Origin of the sequence: Pseudomonas sp. GLN_2, from assembly GCF_043106005.1 — a bacterium.
In the GTDB taxonomy this organism is placed as follows: domain Bacteria; phylum Pseudomonadota; class Gammaproteobacteria; order Pseudomonadales; family Pseudomonadaceae; genus Aquipseudomonas; species Aquipseudomonas alloputida.
Genome location: NZ_JBICMC010000033.1, coordinates 67022 through 81200 on the forward strand (window position 1 = coordinate 67022; position 14179 = coordinate 81200).

At 62.5% G+C, this 14179-nt stretch carries 15 protein-coding genes; 8 read left to right on the forward strand and 7 right to left on the reverse strand.

What is annotated here, in order from left to right; genetic code table 11:
* Position 1: 1 nt before the first annotated feature.
* The 3 genes from rnhA (at position 2) to ACF8Q6_RS09090 (ending at position 3784) form a co-directional block, all read left to right on the forward strand.
* Complete coding sequence (gene rnhA / locus ACF8Q6_RS09080; RefSeq protein ID WP_392494383.1) at positions 2-448, forward strand: ribonuclease HI; 447 nt, start codon at positions 2-4, stop codon at positions 446-448.
* Positions 449-498: 50 nt separating this feature from the next.
* Positions 499-1257 (forward strand): DNA polymerase III subunit epsilon, encoded by a 759-nt coding sequence (gene dnaQ, locus ACF8Q6_RS09085; RefSeq protein WP_003251459.1) that lies wholly within the window; start codon positions 499-501, stop codon positions 1255-1257.
* Positions 1258-1534: 277 nt separating this feature from the next.
* Positions 1535-3784, forward strand: a complete 2250-nt coding sequence (locus ACF8Q6_RS09090) for an Orn/Lys/Arg decarboxylase N-terminal domain-containing protein (RefSeq protein ID WP_392492610.1) — start codon at positions 1535-1537, stop codon at positions 3782-3784.
* Here ACF8Q6_RS09090 and ACF8Q6_RS09095 read toward each other — a convergent pair.
* On the reverse strand, positions 3768-3986 hold the full coding sequence (locus tag ACF8Q6_RS09095; RefSeq protein ID WP_003251457.1) for a hypothetical protein: 219 nt from the start codon (positions 3984-3986) through the stop codon (positions 3768-3770). The two genes, ACF8Q6_RS09090 and ACF8Q6_RS09095, sit on opposite strands and share 17 nt — an antisense overlap.
* 156 nt (positions 3987-4142) lie before the next feature.
* Between ACF8Q6_RS09095 and chrR the strand changes: the two genes are divergently transcribed.
* Entirely contained in the window at positions 4143-4703 is a 561-nt protein-coding gene (gene chrR / locus ACF8Q6_RS09100) for a class I chromate reductase ChrR (RefSeq protein ID WP_003251456.1), read from the forward strand.
* 103 nt (positions 4704-4806) lie between these two features.
* On the opposite strand, the gene ACF8Q6_RS09105 is transcribed toward chrR, so the two are convergent.
* The gene (locus ACF8Q6_RS09105) at positions 4807-6879 is read right to left on the reverse strand and encodes a TonB-dependent receptor domain-containing protein (protein WP_014861242.1); all 2073 of its coding nucleotides are present in this window, start codon (positions 6877-6879) and stop codon (positions 4807-4809) included.
* 220 nt (positions 6880-7099) lie between these two features.
* Between ACF8Q6_RS09105 and ACF8Q6_RS09110 the strand changes: the two genes are divergently transcribed.
* From ACF8Q6_RS09110 to ACF8Q6_RS09120, 3 genes are read left to right on the forward strand one after another with little or no spacing between them, the layout of a single operon-like run.
* On the forward strand, positions 7100-7348 hold the full coding sequence (locus ACF8Q6_RS09110; protein ID WP_003251454.1) for a helix-turn-helix domain-containing protein: 249 nt from the start codon (positions 7100-7102) through the stop codon (positions 7346-7348).
* Between the two features lie 12 nt (positions 7349-7360).
* Positions 7361-7708, forward strand: coding sequence for a head completion/stabilization protein (locus ACF8Q6_RS09115; RefSeq protein WP_180688580.1), 348 nt, complete (start codon positions 7361-7363; stop codon positions 7706-7708).
* Entirely contained in the window at positions 7701-8063 is a 363-nt protein-coding gene (locus ACF8Q6_RS09120) for a hypothetical protein (RefSeq protein ID WP_392490898.1), read from the forward strand. The genes ACF8Q6_RS09115 and ACF8Q6_RS09120 overlap by 8 nt, the downstream gene beginning before the upstream one ends.
* Here the strand turns inward: ACF8Q6_RS09120 and ACF8Q6_RS09125 are convergent.
* Positions 8060-8437: a helix-turn-helix domain-containing protein gene (locus tag ACF8Q6_RS09125; RefSeq protein WP_392490899.1), complete on the reverse strand. Its 378-nt coding sequence runs from the start codon at positions 8435-8437 to the stop codon at positions 8060-8062. The genes ACF8Q6_RS09120 and ACF8Q6_RS09125 overlap by 4 nt on opposite strands.
* A gap of 179 nt (positions 8438-8616) precedes the next feature.
* Here ACF8Q6_RS09125 and ACF8Q6_RS09130 point away from each other — a divergent pair, with 179 nt between their 5' ends.
* The gene (locus ACF8Q6_RS09130; RefSeq protein ID WP_004576942.1) at positions 8617-8880 is read left to right on the forward strand and encodes an ogr/Delta-like zinc finger family protein; all 264 of its coding nucleotides are present in this window, start codon (positions 8617-8619) and stop codon (positions 8878-8880) included.
* Positions 8881-8970: 90 nt separating this feature from the next.
* On the opposite strand, the gene nuoN is transcribed toward ACF8Q6_RS09130, so the two are convergent.
* The 4 genes from nuoN to nuoK are packed head-to-tail and all read right to left on the reverse strand — an operon-like array spanning position 8971 to position 14179.
* Positions 8971-10440 (reverse strand): NADH-quinone oxidoreductase subunit NuoN, encoded by a 1470-nt coding sequence (gene nuoN, locus ACF8Q6_RS09135; protein WP_003251449.1) that lies wholly within the window; start codon positions 10438-10440, stop codon positions 8971-8973.
* A gap of 7 nt (positions 10441-10447) precedes the next feature.
* Positions 10448-11980: an NADH-quinone oxidoreductase subunit M gene (gene nuoM / locus ACF8Q6_RS09140; protein WP_003251448.1), complete on the reverse strand. Its 1533-nt coding sequence runs from the start codon at positions 11978-11980 to the stop codon at positions 10448-10450.
* 40 nt (positions 11981-12020) lie between these two features.
* The gene (gene nuoL / locus ACF8Q6_RS09145; RefSeq protein ID WP_392489851.1) at positions 12021-13874 is read right to left on the reverse strand and encodes an NADH-quinone oxidoreductase subunit L; all 1854 of its coding nucleotides are present in this window, start codon (positions 13872-13874) and stop codon (positions 12021-12023) included.
* A complete protein-coding gene (nuoK, locus tag ACF8Q6_RS09150; RefSeq protein ID WP_003251446.1) occupies positions 13871-14179 on the reverse strand; it encodes an NADH-quinone oxidoreductase subunit NuoK in 309 nt (102 codons plus the stop codon). The genes nuoL and nuoK overlap by 4 nt, the downstream gene beginning before the upstream one ends.

Below are 14179 nucleotides of genomic sequence, written 5' to 3' on the forward strand. Positions count from 1 at the left end.
CATGAGCGATAGCGTCGAGATGTTTACGGATGGTGCCTGCAAGGGCAACCCTGGCCCGGGTGGCTGGGGCGTGCTGATGATCTACAAGGGCGTCGAGAAGGAACTGTGGGGCGGCGAACGTGAGACCACCAACAACCGCATGGAGCTGATGGCCGCGATCCAGGGCCTGATGTCGCTCAAGCGTGAATGCGAGGTGGTGCTGACCACCGACTCGCAGTACGTGATGAAGGGCATCAACGAATGGATGGTCAACTGGAAGAAGCGCGGCTGGAAGACCGCCGCCAGGGAGCCGGTGAAGAACGCTGACTTGTGGCAGCAGCTCGATGAACAGGTCAACCGCCACAAGGTGACCTGGAAGTGGGTACGCGGCCATATCGGCCACCCCGGCAACGAACGCGCCGACCAGCTGGCCAACCGTGGGGTCGATGAGGTGCGCGCCCAGCGTTGAGCTGGGGTACAATCGCGGCCTTTGTAACGGATGCAAGTTGGAGCGCCCGCGTGGAGCAGCAGCAAGATAAACGGTTCGTCATTCTCGATACCGAAACCACGGGTATGCCGGTTGGCGAAGGCCATCGGATCATCGAGATCGGCTGTGTCGAGGTCATCGGCCGGCGCCTGACCGGGCGGCACTTCCACGTCTACCTGCAGCCCGATCGCGAGAGTGACGAGGGCGCGATCAACGTTCACGGCATCACGGATGCCTTCCTGGTCGGCAAGCCCCGCTTTGGTGATGTCGCCGAGGAGTTCTTCCAGTTCATCCAGGGCGCCACGCTGGTCATCCACAACGCGGCGTTCGACGTTGGCTTCATCAACAACGAATTCGCCTTGCTGGGCCAGCAGGACCGCGCTGACATTTCGCAGCACTGCACCATTCTGGACACCCTGCTGCTGGCACGTTCGCGCCACCCGGGGCAGCGCAACAGCCTTGACGCGCTGTGTAAACGCTACGACATCGACAACTCGGGCCGTGAGTTGCACGGCGCACTGCTCGACTCGGAACTGCTGGCCGACGTTTACCTGGCAATGACCGGTGGCCAGACCAGCCTGTCGTTGGCTGGGAATGGGGCAGATGCCGAAGAGGACGGGCAAGGCGCTGGCGGCAGCGAGATCCGCCGGATTGTCGGGCGTGCGCCAGGGCGGGTGATCATGGCCAGCGCTGAAGAGCTGGAGGCGCATGCCGAGCGGCTGGCGGCCATTGCCAAGTCGGCGGGTGGGCCTTCGCTGTGGCAGGCCCTGACTGAGACGCCAGCCGGCTGATCTTTCGCCCCGCAACAGAAGTGGAGATCGTTGTAGGCGCGGGTTTACCCGCGAATACGGTGGTGGCTGCGGCGGTGAATGGCGGGGGGCAGATTGGCCAGCAGGCCCGGCCCTTTCGCGGGTAAACCTGCTCCTACGACGCCTGTGTCCAATCACCGGCCGGTGTCCACCACCCATCAGGTGTAGGGGCGGCTTCGCCCGCGAAAGGGTCAGTACAGGCAATACAAGGCTCAACTACCCTGAAATGGACGCCATGTCCTTCGGAGGTAGCCACCTGATGTACAAGGACCTCAAGTTCCCGATCCTCATCGTCCACCGCGCCATCAAGGCCGACAGTGTTGCTGGCGAGCGTGTGCGCGGCATCGCCGAGGAGTTGCGCCAGGATGGCTTTGCCATTCTCGCCGCCGCTGACCACGCCGAAGCGCGCCTGGTCGCCGCCACCCACCACGGCCTGGCCTGCATGCTCATCGCGGCCGAAGGCGCTGGCGAGAACACCCATCTGCTGCAGAACATGGCCGAGCTGATTGGCCTGGCCCGCCTGCGTGCACCCAACCTGCCGATCTTCGCCCTGGGCGAGCAGGTGACCCTGGAAAATGCTCCCGCCGAAGCCATGAGCGAGCTCAACCAGCTGCGTGGCATCCTTTACCTGTTCGAAGACACCGTGCCGTTTCTCGCCCGCCAGGTGGCGCGTGCCGCACACACCTACCTCGACGGCCTGCTGCCGCCGTTCTTCAAGGCGCTGGTGCAGCACACCGCGCAGTCCAACTATTCCTGGCACACCCCAGGCCATGGTGGCGGTGTGGCCTATCATAAAAGCCCGGTAGGCCAAGCCTTTCACCAGTTCTTCGGGGAAAACACCCTGCGCTCGGACCTGTCCGTTTCCGTGCCGGAGCTGGGTTCGCTGCTCGACCACACAGGCCCGCTGGCTGAAGCCGAGGTCAGGGCGGCGCGCAACTTCGGCGCCGACCACACCTTCTTCGTCATCAATGGTACCTCCACGGCCAACAAGATCGTCTGGCACGCCATGGTCGGCCGTGACGACCTGGTGCTGGTGGACCGCAACTGCCACAAGTCGGTGGTGCACGCGATCATCATGACGGGTGCCATCCCGCTGTACCTGTGCCCGGAGCGCAACGAACTGGGCATCATCGGCCCGATCCCCCTCAGCGAGTTCAGTCCCGAGGCGATCGCCGCGAAGATTCAGGCCAACCCCCTTGCCCGTGATCGTGGGCAGCGTATCAAGCTGGCGGTAGTGACCAACTCCACCTACGACGGGCTGTGTTACCACGCTGGGCTGATCAAGCAGGCCCTGGGTGCCAGTGTCGAGGTGCTGCACTTCGACGAGGCCTGGTTTGCCTATGCCGCGTTCCACGACTTTTTCACCGGGCGCTACGCCATGGGCACCGCCTGCGCGGCAGACAGCCCGCTGGTGTTCAGTACCCATTCCACCCACAAGCTGCTCGCGGCGTTCAGCCAGGCTTCGATGATTCATGTGCAGGACGGGGCCAGGCGGCAGCTGGACCGGGACCGTTTCAACGAAGCGTTCATGATGCACATCTCTACCTCGCCGCAGTACAGCATTCTCGCCTCGCTGGATGTGGCTTCGGCCATGATGGAAGGGCCGGCCGGGCGCTCGCTGCTGCAGGAGATGTTCGACGAGGCGTTGAGTTTTCGTCGTGCCCTGGCCAACCTGCGTGAGCACATTGCCGCAGAGGACTGGTGGTTCAGCATCTGGCAGCCGCCAAGTGCCGAGGGCATCCCCCGTCTGGCCGCGCAGGACTGGTTGTTGCAGCCGGGGGCGCAATGGCATGGTTTTGGTGAAGTGGCGGCCGACTATGTGCTGCTCGACCCGCTGAAAGTGACTTTGGTGATGCCGGGCCTGAGCGCTGATGGTGTGCTGGGCGTGCACGGCATCCCGGCGGCAGTCGTCAGCAAGTTTCTCTGGGAGCGCGGGCTGGTGGTGGAAAAAACCGGCCTGTACAGCTTTCTGGTGCTGTTTTCCATGGGCATCACCAAGGGCAAGTGGAGCACCTTGCTCACCGAACTGCTTGAGTTCAAGCGCCACTATGACGGCAACACCCCGCTCAGCAATTGCCTGCCGAGTGTGGGGGCTGCCGACGCCCTCCGCTACCAGGGCATAGGCCTGCGCGACCTGTGCGACCAGTTACATGACTGCTACCGCGCCAATGCCACGGCCAAGCAGCTGAAGCGGCTGTTCACTCGTTTGCCGGAGGTGGCCGTCAGCCCGGCCCAGGCCTATGACAAGATGGTGCGTGGCGAAGTGGAGGCGGTGCCGATCGAGGCACTACTGGGGCGTGTGGCGGCGGTGATGCTGGTGCCGTACCCGCCTGGCATTCCGTTGATCATGCCGGGTGAGCGGTTCACCGAGGCGACCCGCTCGATTCTGGACTACCTGGCATTCGCCCGAGCATTCAACCAGGGTTTTCCGGGGTTCTTCGCCGATGTGCACGGCCTGCAGCACGAAGGGGGCCGCTACACCGTGGACTGCATCACGGAATGCGCGTGATCTCGACGCCGGAGCGTGCCAGTTCGAAACGGTTATCACCCAGGTGGTTGACCTTGTCGCCGATGGCCAGGCGGTAGGTGGTGATGGGGGCGCCCAGCGTGCTGCCGTCGAGTTGCAGGGTGGATTCCTGAAACTCGTGCACGGGGTAGATGCGGCCTTCGGCGTCACGGGCGTGGAATTGGCCGACCATTACTGCTGCCATTTGGGTGGAAACCTCTGAATTACGTAGGAAATGTATGAAGTCATAGACCGTGAAACAGATGCGGAAGTTTTCGTCCTGCGGAAAAAAAACTTAGGCACTGGAGAACGGTCATCTATAACTACAACGTCTATTTAACCCGCAAAGGTTGGAATTGCCATGAGCCAGGTGTATTCGGTAGCAGTCGTCGTGGGCAGCTTGCGCAAGGAGTCCTACAACCGCAAGGTCGCCCGCGCACTTTCGGAGCTGGCGCCGTCCAGCCTTGCGCTGAAGATCGTCGAGATTGGCGACCTGCCGCTGTACAACGAAGATATCGAAGCCGAGGCACCGCCGGAAACCTGGAAGCGTTTTCGCGATGAAATCCGCCGCAGTGATGCGGTGCTGTTCGTCACCCCGGAATACAACCGCTCGGTGCCAGGCTGCCTGAAAAATGCCATCGATGTGGGTTCGCGTCCTTACGGGCAAAGTGCCTGGAGCGGCAAGCCGACGGCGGTGGTGAGTGTGTCGCCGGGGGCGATTGGTGGCTTTGGCGCCAACCATGCGGTGCGCCAGTCGCTGGTGTTTCTCGACATGCCCTGCATGCAGATGCCCGAGGCTTACCTTGGCGGTGCGGCGAGCTTGTTCGAGGATTCGGGCAAGCTCAACGACAAGACGCGACCGTTCTTGCAGGCGTTTGTCGACAGGTTTGCTTCATGGGTGAAGTTGAACAGGGCGGTCTGAGCCCCTAATCCTACTGTGCAACGCCCCTGTGTAGGCGCGGGTTTACCCGCGAATGCGGCATTGAATTTGCCGACGCATTCGCGGGTAAACCCGCGCCTACCCGTCAGCGGAAGCTGTAGGAAACCCCCGCGTATACGCCAAACCCTTCGCCCGGTGTCGAACGGGCATTGTCCTGGCCAGCGTCGTTGTAGGCCGGCGTCACGGTCGCTGCATAGCGCTGGTTGGTCAGGTTGCGCAGGTCCAGCCAGGTCTGCCAGTCCTGTTTCGGTGAGTCCCAGCCAACGCGTGCGCCGAGCAAGGCATATTCATCGGCGTGGTAGCTATTGGCGTAGTCCACCTGCACCTTCGAAGCCATTTGTGTGTTGACCCCGGCATAGAAGCCGCTCGGCCAGTCATAGCGCAGCTCGGCCTGGTAGTAGTGCATGGGGATGCCGGGCAGACGGTTGTCGCCAAACGTGTCGTCATCACGGTAGTGGAAGTCGCTGAAGGTGTAGGCCTGGCGCAAGCTCAGCTTGCCAGTGCCCGCGCGTTCCCACAGGGTGCTGTCGAGGCCGGCTTCCACGCCTTGGTGCACGGTAGCGCTGGCGTTGAATTCCGAGGTGAAATTCGGCACTACCTCAACGGCCAGCAGTTCGTGGCGCACTTGCGAGTAGTACCAGGCCAGGTCCCAGCGGCCGAGCGCCGAGTCGCCACGGGCGCCCAGTTCCAGGGTGGTGGCTGTCTGGTTCTGCATCTCGATCGGCTGGATCTGCTTGCCGCCTGTGCTGGGCGCGCTCCAGATCAGCGACCACGGGTGTGGCGGCTCTACCGAGCGGCTCAGGTTGCCGTACACCTGCAAGTCCGGGCGGATGTCGTAGCGCAGCCCCAGGCGGGGTGCATAGTCCCAGTCATGCATGCTCACCTTGCCGCCTTCAGCGGGGTAGGTCACGTCACTTTCGCGGCGTGTGTAGATCATGGCCAGGCCGGTGCTCAGCCACAGGTTGGGGACCAGTTCCAGATCGTTGCCAACATGCAGCACGGTGTCCGAGCCCTGGTAGGTGAAGTCACGGGTGCGCTCGCCGAACACATCGCCATTGCGAGTAAATTGCGAAGCGCCGCTGTTGGGCAGGTGCTTGGTGGTACGCCAACCGACGGTGGTCTTGCTCTCGCGGCCGAACAGTGTGTCGCGGCGGAAATAGTTCAGCGTACCGCTGACATCGGTATAGGCGACCTTCAGGCGCATGGGGCCTTCGCGCAGGTCCATCGGGTAGTCGTGATAGACCAAGCCGGCTTCCAGGCGCGCCTCGTCGTCGAGGTAGAAGGTGGTCTTGTTGCCCACCCAGGTGCTGCCTGGTTGCGGGCGGCTGTCGTCGCGTGCCAGATAGTTGGGGTTGGCCGCGCGCGGGTGGTGCTTGATCTGGTCTTTGGTCAGGCGCCCAGGCAGCTCGTTTTCAGTTTCCCGGTAGCGCAGGTAGAAGCGGGTTTCCAGGTCGGGGTTGAAGCGGTAACCGACATTGGCGGCAATGCCCTTGGCGCTGCCGCTGCTGTGCGCCTGGTAGCCGTCATATTCCGAGTCGGTCAGGGCCACGTAATAGTCGAGATTGCCCAGCACCTGGCCCGAACTGATGTGCCGATGCTGGTAGCCGCGACTACCGACCTCGTAGCGTACTTGCAGTGCAGGCGCGTCGTAGCCGGTGTGGGTGACGTAGTTGATGGCACCGCCCAAGGCCAGGGAGCCTTGGTCAAAGCCATTGGCGCCACGCAGCACTTCGGCACGGCTCAGCCACAGCGGTTCGAACAATTCGTAAGGCGTGCCGCCCGGGCCGGTCAGCGGCAGGCCGTCGAACATCGTGTAAACGCCGGAACCGTGCGCCCCCGGCGCGCGGTTGAGGCCCGAGCCGCGTATCGACAGCTTGATGCCGTCGTTGCCTGCCGATTGGGCGAACACCCCAGGCTGGTAGGCCAGCACGTCCTGGTTGCTGGCCACTCGGCCTTGCCCCACGCGCTGCATGTCCACCAGGTTGCTGGCTCCCGGTATTTCACGCAGGCGCTCGCTGGCTGCCGTCAGCTCGTTCTGCTCCTCATCGGTGATCAGCACTCGGCCCAGTTCGACCGAGGATGCCCCCAGAGCGGGCTGAGTAGCAGCCAAGGCCGCCAGCAGACCGAGGCAGGACGAGAGGGGTAAATCGGAACGCATTGTACGACTCCAGGCGAAAGGCGAATGGACAACGGCGTTGAGACGAGCGAAATGCGGCTTGGAGCACGCAGAAAGTCAGCAAATCGTGCGTAACCTTCGTCATACGGTCTTGTACGAAAGTTCTTTACAAACCACGGCGGTGGAGGTGGGTGGCCTGTGCTTCGTAAGGTGACTGCAGGTCGGCAGTAATGCCTCGCTCAATCACCCGTGGAGTTCAAACATGACTGACAACGCTCGACACTCGCAGCAACCCTTGGCGGACGCCCCGGTTCGCCTGACGCCACGTGAACAGCAAGTGCTGTTGTGGTGTGCTTATGGCAAGAGCTCGTGGGAGATCGGCCAGATCCTTGAATGCAAGGAGTCGACGGTGAACTTCCACGTGTCCAACATCCTGCGCAAATTTGAAGTGCCTACCCGGGTGGCAGCTGTGATCAAGGCCATTCGCTACGGCATGCTGGCCGAGCAGTAAGGGGGGTAGAGCATGAGCAACGATCCTCGGCTACCGCGCTTTGTCGATTGCCATGACCCGTTCTGGCCGCGAGTGGATTTGGGCAGTTTGCGTGAGCATCTGCAACTGCCGCGGGCTGTCAGTGATGCTGCTTTGGAAGTGGCCGCGCGCTGCGCTGCTATCGAGGCAGCACGCGAATTCGCCCGCTGGCGGTCAGTGCTGCGAGAGCGGGGCTACAAGCGGCTCGAGGATGTGGCCGGGCATGATCATGGGCGTGCCTTGCAGGTGTGCTACATCCGTTTTGTCGAAGCGGCGGTCATGTACAGCCTGGGTTCAACCGCCTGCCCGCCTGTTCCGCGCGGAGGGCAATTGCATGCCTGAGCGAACTGTTTTCGACCACCTGGCCCCGGCATTGGTGACGTTCCTGGGCGTGGATGGCAATGTGCTGTTCGCCGCGCTGCTGGGAGCATTGCTGGTGAGCGCGGCACGCGATCGATTGATCACCAGTGAGGCCAGGCGCCTGACACTGGCCAAGAAACTGCTGCTGCTATTCGTGACCGTGGGCGTGGGCCATTTGTTCGAGCCACTGGTTTCGTCATTGGTGCCATTACTGACCCGGGGCATGGCGGCATTCGTGGCCGCTGTGGTGGTGATCCCTATCAGCCTCAAGGTCATGGTCTGGCTGGATACACTCGACCCACGCGAACTCATCCAGCGCTGGCGCCGGCGAGGTTAGCCATTGGCTGCGCCGCTGAGCTCGCTCAGTTTCTGTTCCAACTGCTGGATGCGCTGCTTGTCCTTGATGAACAGCAGGATGGCCTGGCGATCGCTGTGCGAGAGCGTGCGCAGCCGTTCGAGCATGTCGCACTCCCAACCCGCATCACTTGGGGCGGCGTTGTGCTCTGCTTGGCCCAGCAATAGCCAGTCCAGTGAGCATGCATGCTTTTTGGCGATGTCTATGCAAAGTGAGTAAGGGATGCTTTCGCGAACCTTCCAGCTGCTCAGCGTTTGCGGGCTGACCGACAGTGCACGTGACAGCTCGGCATCAGTGTTTGCGCCAGTGAGAAGCTTAAGGCGGGTGAGCACCTCAGCAAGTATGTGAGTACTCATAACAAATATCCATGACTGGTTTAATGATATTCCATGGGCTTAAACTACTCGTTATGAATACAGCCCTGCGTTTTAAGGAGCACTTCTGCAATGAGAACCATCAAATTGAAGAATACACCCACAGTTGCAGCCAATACTGATACACAGGCTAGCCTGGGCAATGCTAGCAGGTACTTGCCGTGAGTACTTACAAGCTGGTTTGCCCGCATTGCCACAGCCGGATGCGCATACGCACTAGCGAAGGGCGCCATATTTTCCTGCGAATCGCTTATTTGCAATGCACCACCGAGGCGTGTGGCTGGTCAGTGCGCGCCGAATTCGAAATGACCCATGAACTCTCCCCCAGCGGCATGCCCAACCCGGAAGTGTACCTGCCTTCGGCCAATGGTGATTTGCGCAAGGCCGCCTTGCCGGGCGCAGGTCAGGGCTGCCCGAGTGAGTGAGGCACCCGTGGGCGCAGGTAGCAAAACGTGCAGATAAAAAAACACCCCGCCTAGGCGGGGTGTTTTCTGTTACCGGGGCTGCCGGGGTGATCAACCGATCAGTTGCAGGCCCGCTTGCTGAACCAGTTCCAGCAGGGGCTGCGGGTACACACCCAGTACGAAAGCGAGAATGGCGATAGCCAGCAGCATGACACCGCCAGTGCGCTGTTCCCACTTCAGCGGGGCGTCGTGACGACGCAGGTTCGGCTCGACCAGGTACAGGGTAACCATGACGCGCAGGTAATAGTACACGCCGATGGCGCTACCGATCACCAGTGCACCGACCAACCACCACAGGTGCGATTCGACGCCGGTAGCGATGATGTAGAACTTGCCGATGAAGCCGGCGGTCAGCGGGATACCCGCCAGCGACAGCATCATCACGGTCAGTACCGCTGTCAGGTACGGGCGGCGCCAGAACAGGCCGCGGTACTCGTACAGGGCATCGGCGTCACGGCCGCCGTAGGGCGAGGACATCAGGGTGATGACGCCGAAGGCGCCCAGGCTGGTGATCACGTAGGTGACCAGGTAAACGCCCATGGCTTCCAGGGCCAGGCCCTTGCTGGCGACCAACGCGATGACCAGGTAACCGAAGTGGGCGATGGACGAGTAACCCAGCAGACGCTTGAGGTTGCTCTGGGTCAGCGCCAGCAGGTTACCAATCAGGATCGAGGCTACGGCAATCACCGCCAGTACGGTGCTGAGCACGCCGCTGCTGGCAGCAGGGGAGAGCATGAACAGGCGTACGACAACGGCGAATACTGCCACCTTGCTGGCGGTTGCCAGGAACGCGGCGACCGGTGCTGGGGCGCCTTCGTACACGTCCGGGGTCCACAGATGGAAAGGTACCAGCGACAGTTTGAAGGCCAGGCCGACCAGCATCATGCCCAGGCCCAGCTGGGCCACCAGGCTTGGCATGCTGGTGGTAGCCAGGGCCTTGCCGATCTGGTCGAAGCTCAGGCTGCCGGCGTCGGCGTACAGCAGGGCCATGCCGAACAGCAGGAAAGCCGAGCCTGCGGCCGACAGCACCATGTACTTGATGCCGGCTTCCAGCGATCGCTTGTTGAAGAAGGCATACGCCACCAGGCCGTAGACCGGTACCGACAGCAGCTCCAGGCCGATGAACAGGCCGGCCAGGTGGTTGGCGCTGACCAGCACCAGGCCACCGAGGGCCGACATCAGCAGCAACAGGTACAGTTCTTCACGGTTGCCCGGGAAACCCTTGGAGCCCTCGCCGAGGTAGGCGTGGGCGAGGGTAACGCAGGCCAGCGTCGCTATGAGGATGATCGCCATGTAGAGGCAGGCGAATTTGTCGATGGTGATCAGCGAGGTGACCGCCAGCGGCGCGACCTTCAGCGCCGGCAGGAGCGACAGCAGGGCCAGGTTCAGGCCCACGGTGGACAGCAGGAAGGTCTGCGAGTGGTTGCGCTTCCAGGCGATCGCCAGCATCACCACCACCGTGGTGATGGTGGTGATCAGCATCGGCGCCAATGCGATGAAGTGTTGAGTGGTGAATTCCATAGCGCTCTTACCGGGCCGAAGCGAGTTGAGTGAAAGCGGATCCGAGCCACTGCTGCACGCCACTCATGGTGGCGGCAGAGGTGTCGAGGAACGGCTGCGGATACACGCCCAGCAGGATCAGCAATACCGCCAGACCCAGAACCATGATCAGTTCGCGACCGTCCATGCCGGCCAGCACGGTGTCGGTCTTGGCCGGGCCGAAGTAGGCGCGGTGGATCATGATCAGCGAGTACACCGAACCGAACACCAGGCCGGTGGTGGCAATCACGGTGATCCACGGTACATGCACGAAGCTGCCGATCAGGATCAGGAACTCGCCGACGAAGTTGCCGGTGCCTGGCAGGCCCAGCGATGCCGCTGCGAAGAACAGGCTGATGGCCGGCAGGTAAGCGATGCGGTGCCACAGGCCACCCATCTGGCGCATGTCACGGGTGTGCAGGCGCTCGTACAGCTGGCCGGACAGGATGAACAGCGCCGCAGCCGACAGGCCGTGGGCCAGCATCTGGATCACCGCACCTTGCAGGGCCTGCTGGCTGCCGGAGTAGATACCGATCAGCACGAAGCCCATGTGCGAGACGCTGGAGAAGGCGATCAGGCGCTTGATGTCGGTTTGTGCGAAGGCCAGGAAGGCACCGTAGAAGATACCGATCAGGCCCAGGGTCATGGCGATCGGCGCGAACTCGGCCGAGGCGTTCGGGAACAGCGGCAGGGCGAAGCGCAGCAGGCCGTAGGCCGCGGTCTTCAGCAGGATACCCGCCAGGTCCACCGAGCCTGCGGTCGGTGCCTGGGCGTGAGCGTCAGGCAGCCAGGAGTGGAACGGCACCACCGGCAGTTTCACCGCGAAGGCGATGAAGAAGCCCAGCATCAGCACGTACTCGACACCGGCAGGCAACTCGGCCTTGAGCAGGTCGCTGTAGTTGAAGGTGAGCACGCCAGTGGTGTTGTAGTTGACCAGCACCAGGCCCAGGATCGCCACCAGCATGATCAGGCCGCTGGCCTGGGTGAAGATGAAGAACTTGGTCGCCGCGTAGATCCGGGTCTTCTTGCCATCTGCCGAGCTGTGACCCCAGAGCGCGATGAGGAAATACATCGGCACCAGCATCATTTCCCAGAAGAAGAAGAACAGGAACAGGTCCAGGGCCAGGAACACACCGACCACGCCGCCGAGGATCCACATCAGGTTGAGGTGGAAGAAGCCGACGTGGCGCTGGATCTCTTTCCAGGAACACAGTACCGACAGCACACCGAGCAGGCCGGTGAGCAGGATCATCAGCAGCGACAGGCCATCAAGGGCCAGATGGATGCTGATGCCGAAGCGCTGGATCCACTGGACTTTGTATTCCAGGGCCCAGGCCGGTTCGGCGCCCGGGGCGGGAGCAAGGGTGTAGTCGCCGGTACCCCACAGCCACAGGCCGATGCCAAGCAGCAGGGACATGGTAAGCAGCGCGATCCAGCGCGGCAGGGTGGCGCCGAAGCGCTCACCCAGCCAGCACAGGAAGCCGCCGATGAAGGGGATCAGGATCAGCCAAGGCAAAATCATGACGGGTTGGTTTCCTTTGGCAAAGTCGCAAGATTCATAGTCATACCACAGCCACTACCACGGCACCGAGCACCAGCACGGCACCCACGGCGATAGAGGCGGTGTACCAGCGCAGTTGGCCAGTCTCGGTCTTGCTCATGGCCACGTGGCCACCACGCGCCATCCGAGGAATCAGGCCGATGGTGCGGTCAACCGGGTCCTTGCGCAGGATGTGGCTGATCAGCAGGTACGGTTTGACGAAAAGCTTGTCGTAGATCCAGTCGAAGCCCCAGGCAGCGAACCACCAGGCCGACAGGACGCGACCGATGCCACTGTTGGCGACGGCGCTGACGAAGCGGCGCTTGCCCAGGAACAGCAGGGCGGCCAGCAGGATACCGGCGATGGCGATGGCACCCGAGGTGATCTCCAGCGCGTGCTTGGCTTCGCCACCGGCATGGCCGGCGCTTTCAGGCAGCACACCGGCCAGCGGCGGGGTGATCCAGGCGCCGACGAAGGTCGACAGCACGATCAGCACGCCCAGCGGCAGCCAGTGGCTGATGCCGTGGCCCGCGTGGGCTTCGGTCTTGGCTTCGCCGTGGAAGGCGATGAAGATCAGGCGGAAGGTGTACAGCGAGGTCATGAACGCGCCTACCAGGCCGGCATACAGCAGGCCGGTGTTGCCGCTGGCGAAGGCTTCCCAGAGGATCTCGTCCTTGGAGTAGAAGCCTACGGTCACGATCGGCAGGGCCGCCAGTGCCGCACCACCGACCACGAAGCTGGCGTAGGCCAGCGGCAGCTTCTTCCACAGGCCGCCCATCTTGAAGATGTTCTGCTCGTGGTGGCAGGCAACGATCACCGCACCGGAGGCAAGGAACAGCAGGGCCTTGAAGAAGGCGTGGGTCATCAGGTGGAAGATCGCCGCGTCCCAGGCACCCACGCCCAGGGCCAGGAACATGTAGCCGATCTGGCTCATGGTCGAGTAGGCGAGGATACGCTTGATATCGGTCTGTACCAGCGCAGCGAAGCCTGCCAGTACCAGGGTCACGCCACCGACCACACCTACAAGGTGCAGGATGTCCGGCGCCAGCAGGAACAGGCCGTTGGTACGGGCGATCAGGTACACGCCCGCGGTCACCATGGTTGCGGCGTGGATCAGTGCCGAAACCGGAGTCGGGCCCGCCATGGCGTCGGCCAGCCAGGTCTGCAGTGGCAGCTGTGCCGATTTACCGACCGCACCACCCAGCAGCATCAGCGTGGCCAGCACCATCCAGGTGTCGCCAGCCTGGAACTTCTGCGGTGCCAGCACCAGCAGTTCCTGCACGTTCAGGGTGCCCAGCTGGGCGAACAGGATGAACAGGCCGATGGCCATGAACACGTCGCCGATACGGGTGACGATGAATGCCTTGAGTGCGGCGTTACCGTTGTTGCGGTTGCTGTAGTAGAAACCGATCAACAGGTACGAGCACAGGCCCACGCCTTCCCAGCCGAAGTAGATGAACAGCAGGTTATCGCCAAGGATCAGGAACAGCATGCTGGCGATGAACAGGTTGGTGTACGAGAAGAAGCGCGAGTAGCCGGCTTCGCCACGCATGTACCAGGATGCGAACAGGTGGATCAGGAAGCCGACACCGGTCACCACACCGAGCATGGTGACCGACAGGCCGTCCAGGTACAGGGTGAAGTTCGGCGCGAAGCCGTCCACCGACATCCACTGCCACAGCAGCTGGCTGTACGCGCCGCCCTCAGGCGGGGCGACGTTGAACTGCCAGATGACGTAAGCGGCCGTGGCGGCCGACAGGCCTACCGAGCCGACGCCGATCAGGGCGGACAGGTTCTCCGAGAACCGTCCGCGCGAGAACGACAGCAGCAGGAAGCCGATGAGGGGAAAGACGAAAGTCAGGAAGAGAAGGTTCATCCGCGCATCTCACTGGCAGCATCGATGTCGAGAGTGTGGAAGCGGCGATACAGCTGCAGCAGGATGGCCAGGCCAATGCTGGCCTCGGCGGCTGCCAGGCTGATCACCAGAATGAACATCACCTGGCCGTCGGGCTGGACCCAACGGGCACCGGCGACGACGAACGCCAGGGCAGAGGCGTTCATCATGACTTCCAGGCTCATGAGCACGAAGAGGATGTTGCGGCGGACCATCAGGCCAACCAGACCTAAGCAGAACAGGATGCCGGCGACCGCCAGACCATGCTCGAGAGGGATAGCACCCAT

What these genes read in the sequence shown, in the direction of transcription:
- rnhA (WP_392494383.1), top strand. Translation starts at nt 2, where the DNA reads ATGAGCGATAGCGTCGAGATGTTTACGGATGGTGCCTGCAAGGGCAAC.
- ACF8Q6_RS09125 (WP_392490899.1), bottom strand. Translation starts at nt 8,437, where the DNA reads ATGAGTACTCACATACTTGCTGAGGTGCTCACCCGCCTTAAGCTTCTC.
- ACF8Q6_RS09105 (WP_014861242.1), bottom strand. Translation starts at nt 6,879, where the DNA reads ATGCGTTCCGATTTACCCCTCTCGTCCTGCCTCGGTCTGCTGGCGGCC.
- nuoN (WP_003251449.1), bottom strand. Translation starts at nt 10,440, where the DNA reads ATGGAATTCACCACTCAACACTTCATCGCATTGGCGCCGATGCTGATC.
- ACF8Q6_RS09115 (WP_180688580.1), top strand. Translation starts at nt 7,361, where the DNA reads ATGAGCAACGATCCTCGGCTACCGCGCTTTGTCGATTGCCATGACCCG.
- nuoK (WP_003251446.1), bottom strand. Translation starts at nt 14,179, where the DNA reads ATGGGTGCTATCCCTCTCGAGCATGGTCTGGCGGTCGCCGGCATCCTG.
- ACF8Q6_RS09095 (WP_003251457.1), bottom strand. Translation starts at nt 3,986, where the DNA reads ATGGCAGCAGTAATGGTCGGCCAATTCCACGCCCGTGACGCCGAAGGC.
- ACF8Q6_RS09110 (WP_003251454.1), top strand. Translation starts at nt 7,100, where the DNA reads ATGACTGACAACGCTCGACACTCGCAGCAACCCTTGGCGGACGCCCCG.
- nuoL (WP_392489851.1), bottom strand. Translation starts at nt 13,874, where the DNA reads ATGAACCTTCTCTTCCTGACTTTCGTCTTTCCCCTCATCGGCTTCCTG.
- ACF8Q6_RS09090 (WP_392492610.1), top strand. Translation starts at nt 1,535, where the DNA reads ATGTACAAGGACCTCAAGTTCCCGATCCTCATCGTCCACCGCGCCATC.
- chrR (WP_003251456.1), top strand. Translation starts at nt 4,143, where the DNA reads ATGAGCCAGGTGTATTCGGTAGCAGTCGTCGTGGGCAGCTTGCGCAAG.
- nuoM (WP_003251448.1), bottom strand. Translation starts at nt 11,980, where the DNA reads ATGATTTTGCCTTGGCTGATCCTGATCCCCTTCATCGGCGGCTTCCTG.
- ACF8Q6_RS09120 (WP_392490898.1), top strand. Translation starts at nt 7,701, where the DNA reads ATGCCTGAGCGAACTGTTTTCGACCACCTGGCCCCGGCATTGGTGACG.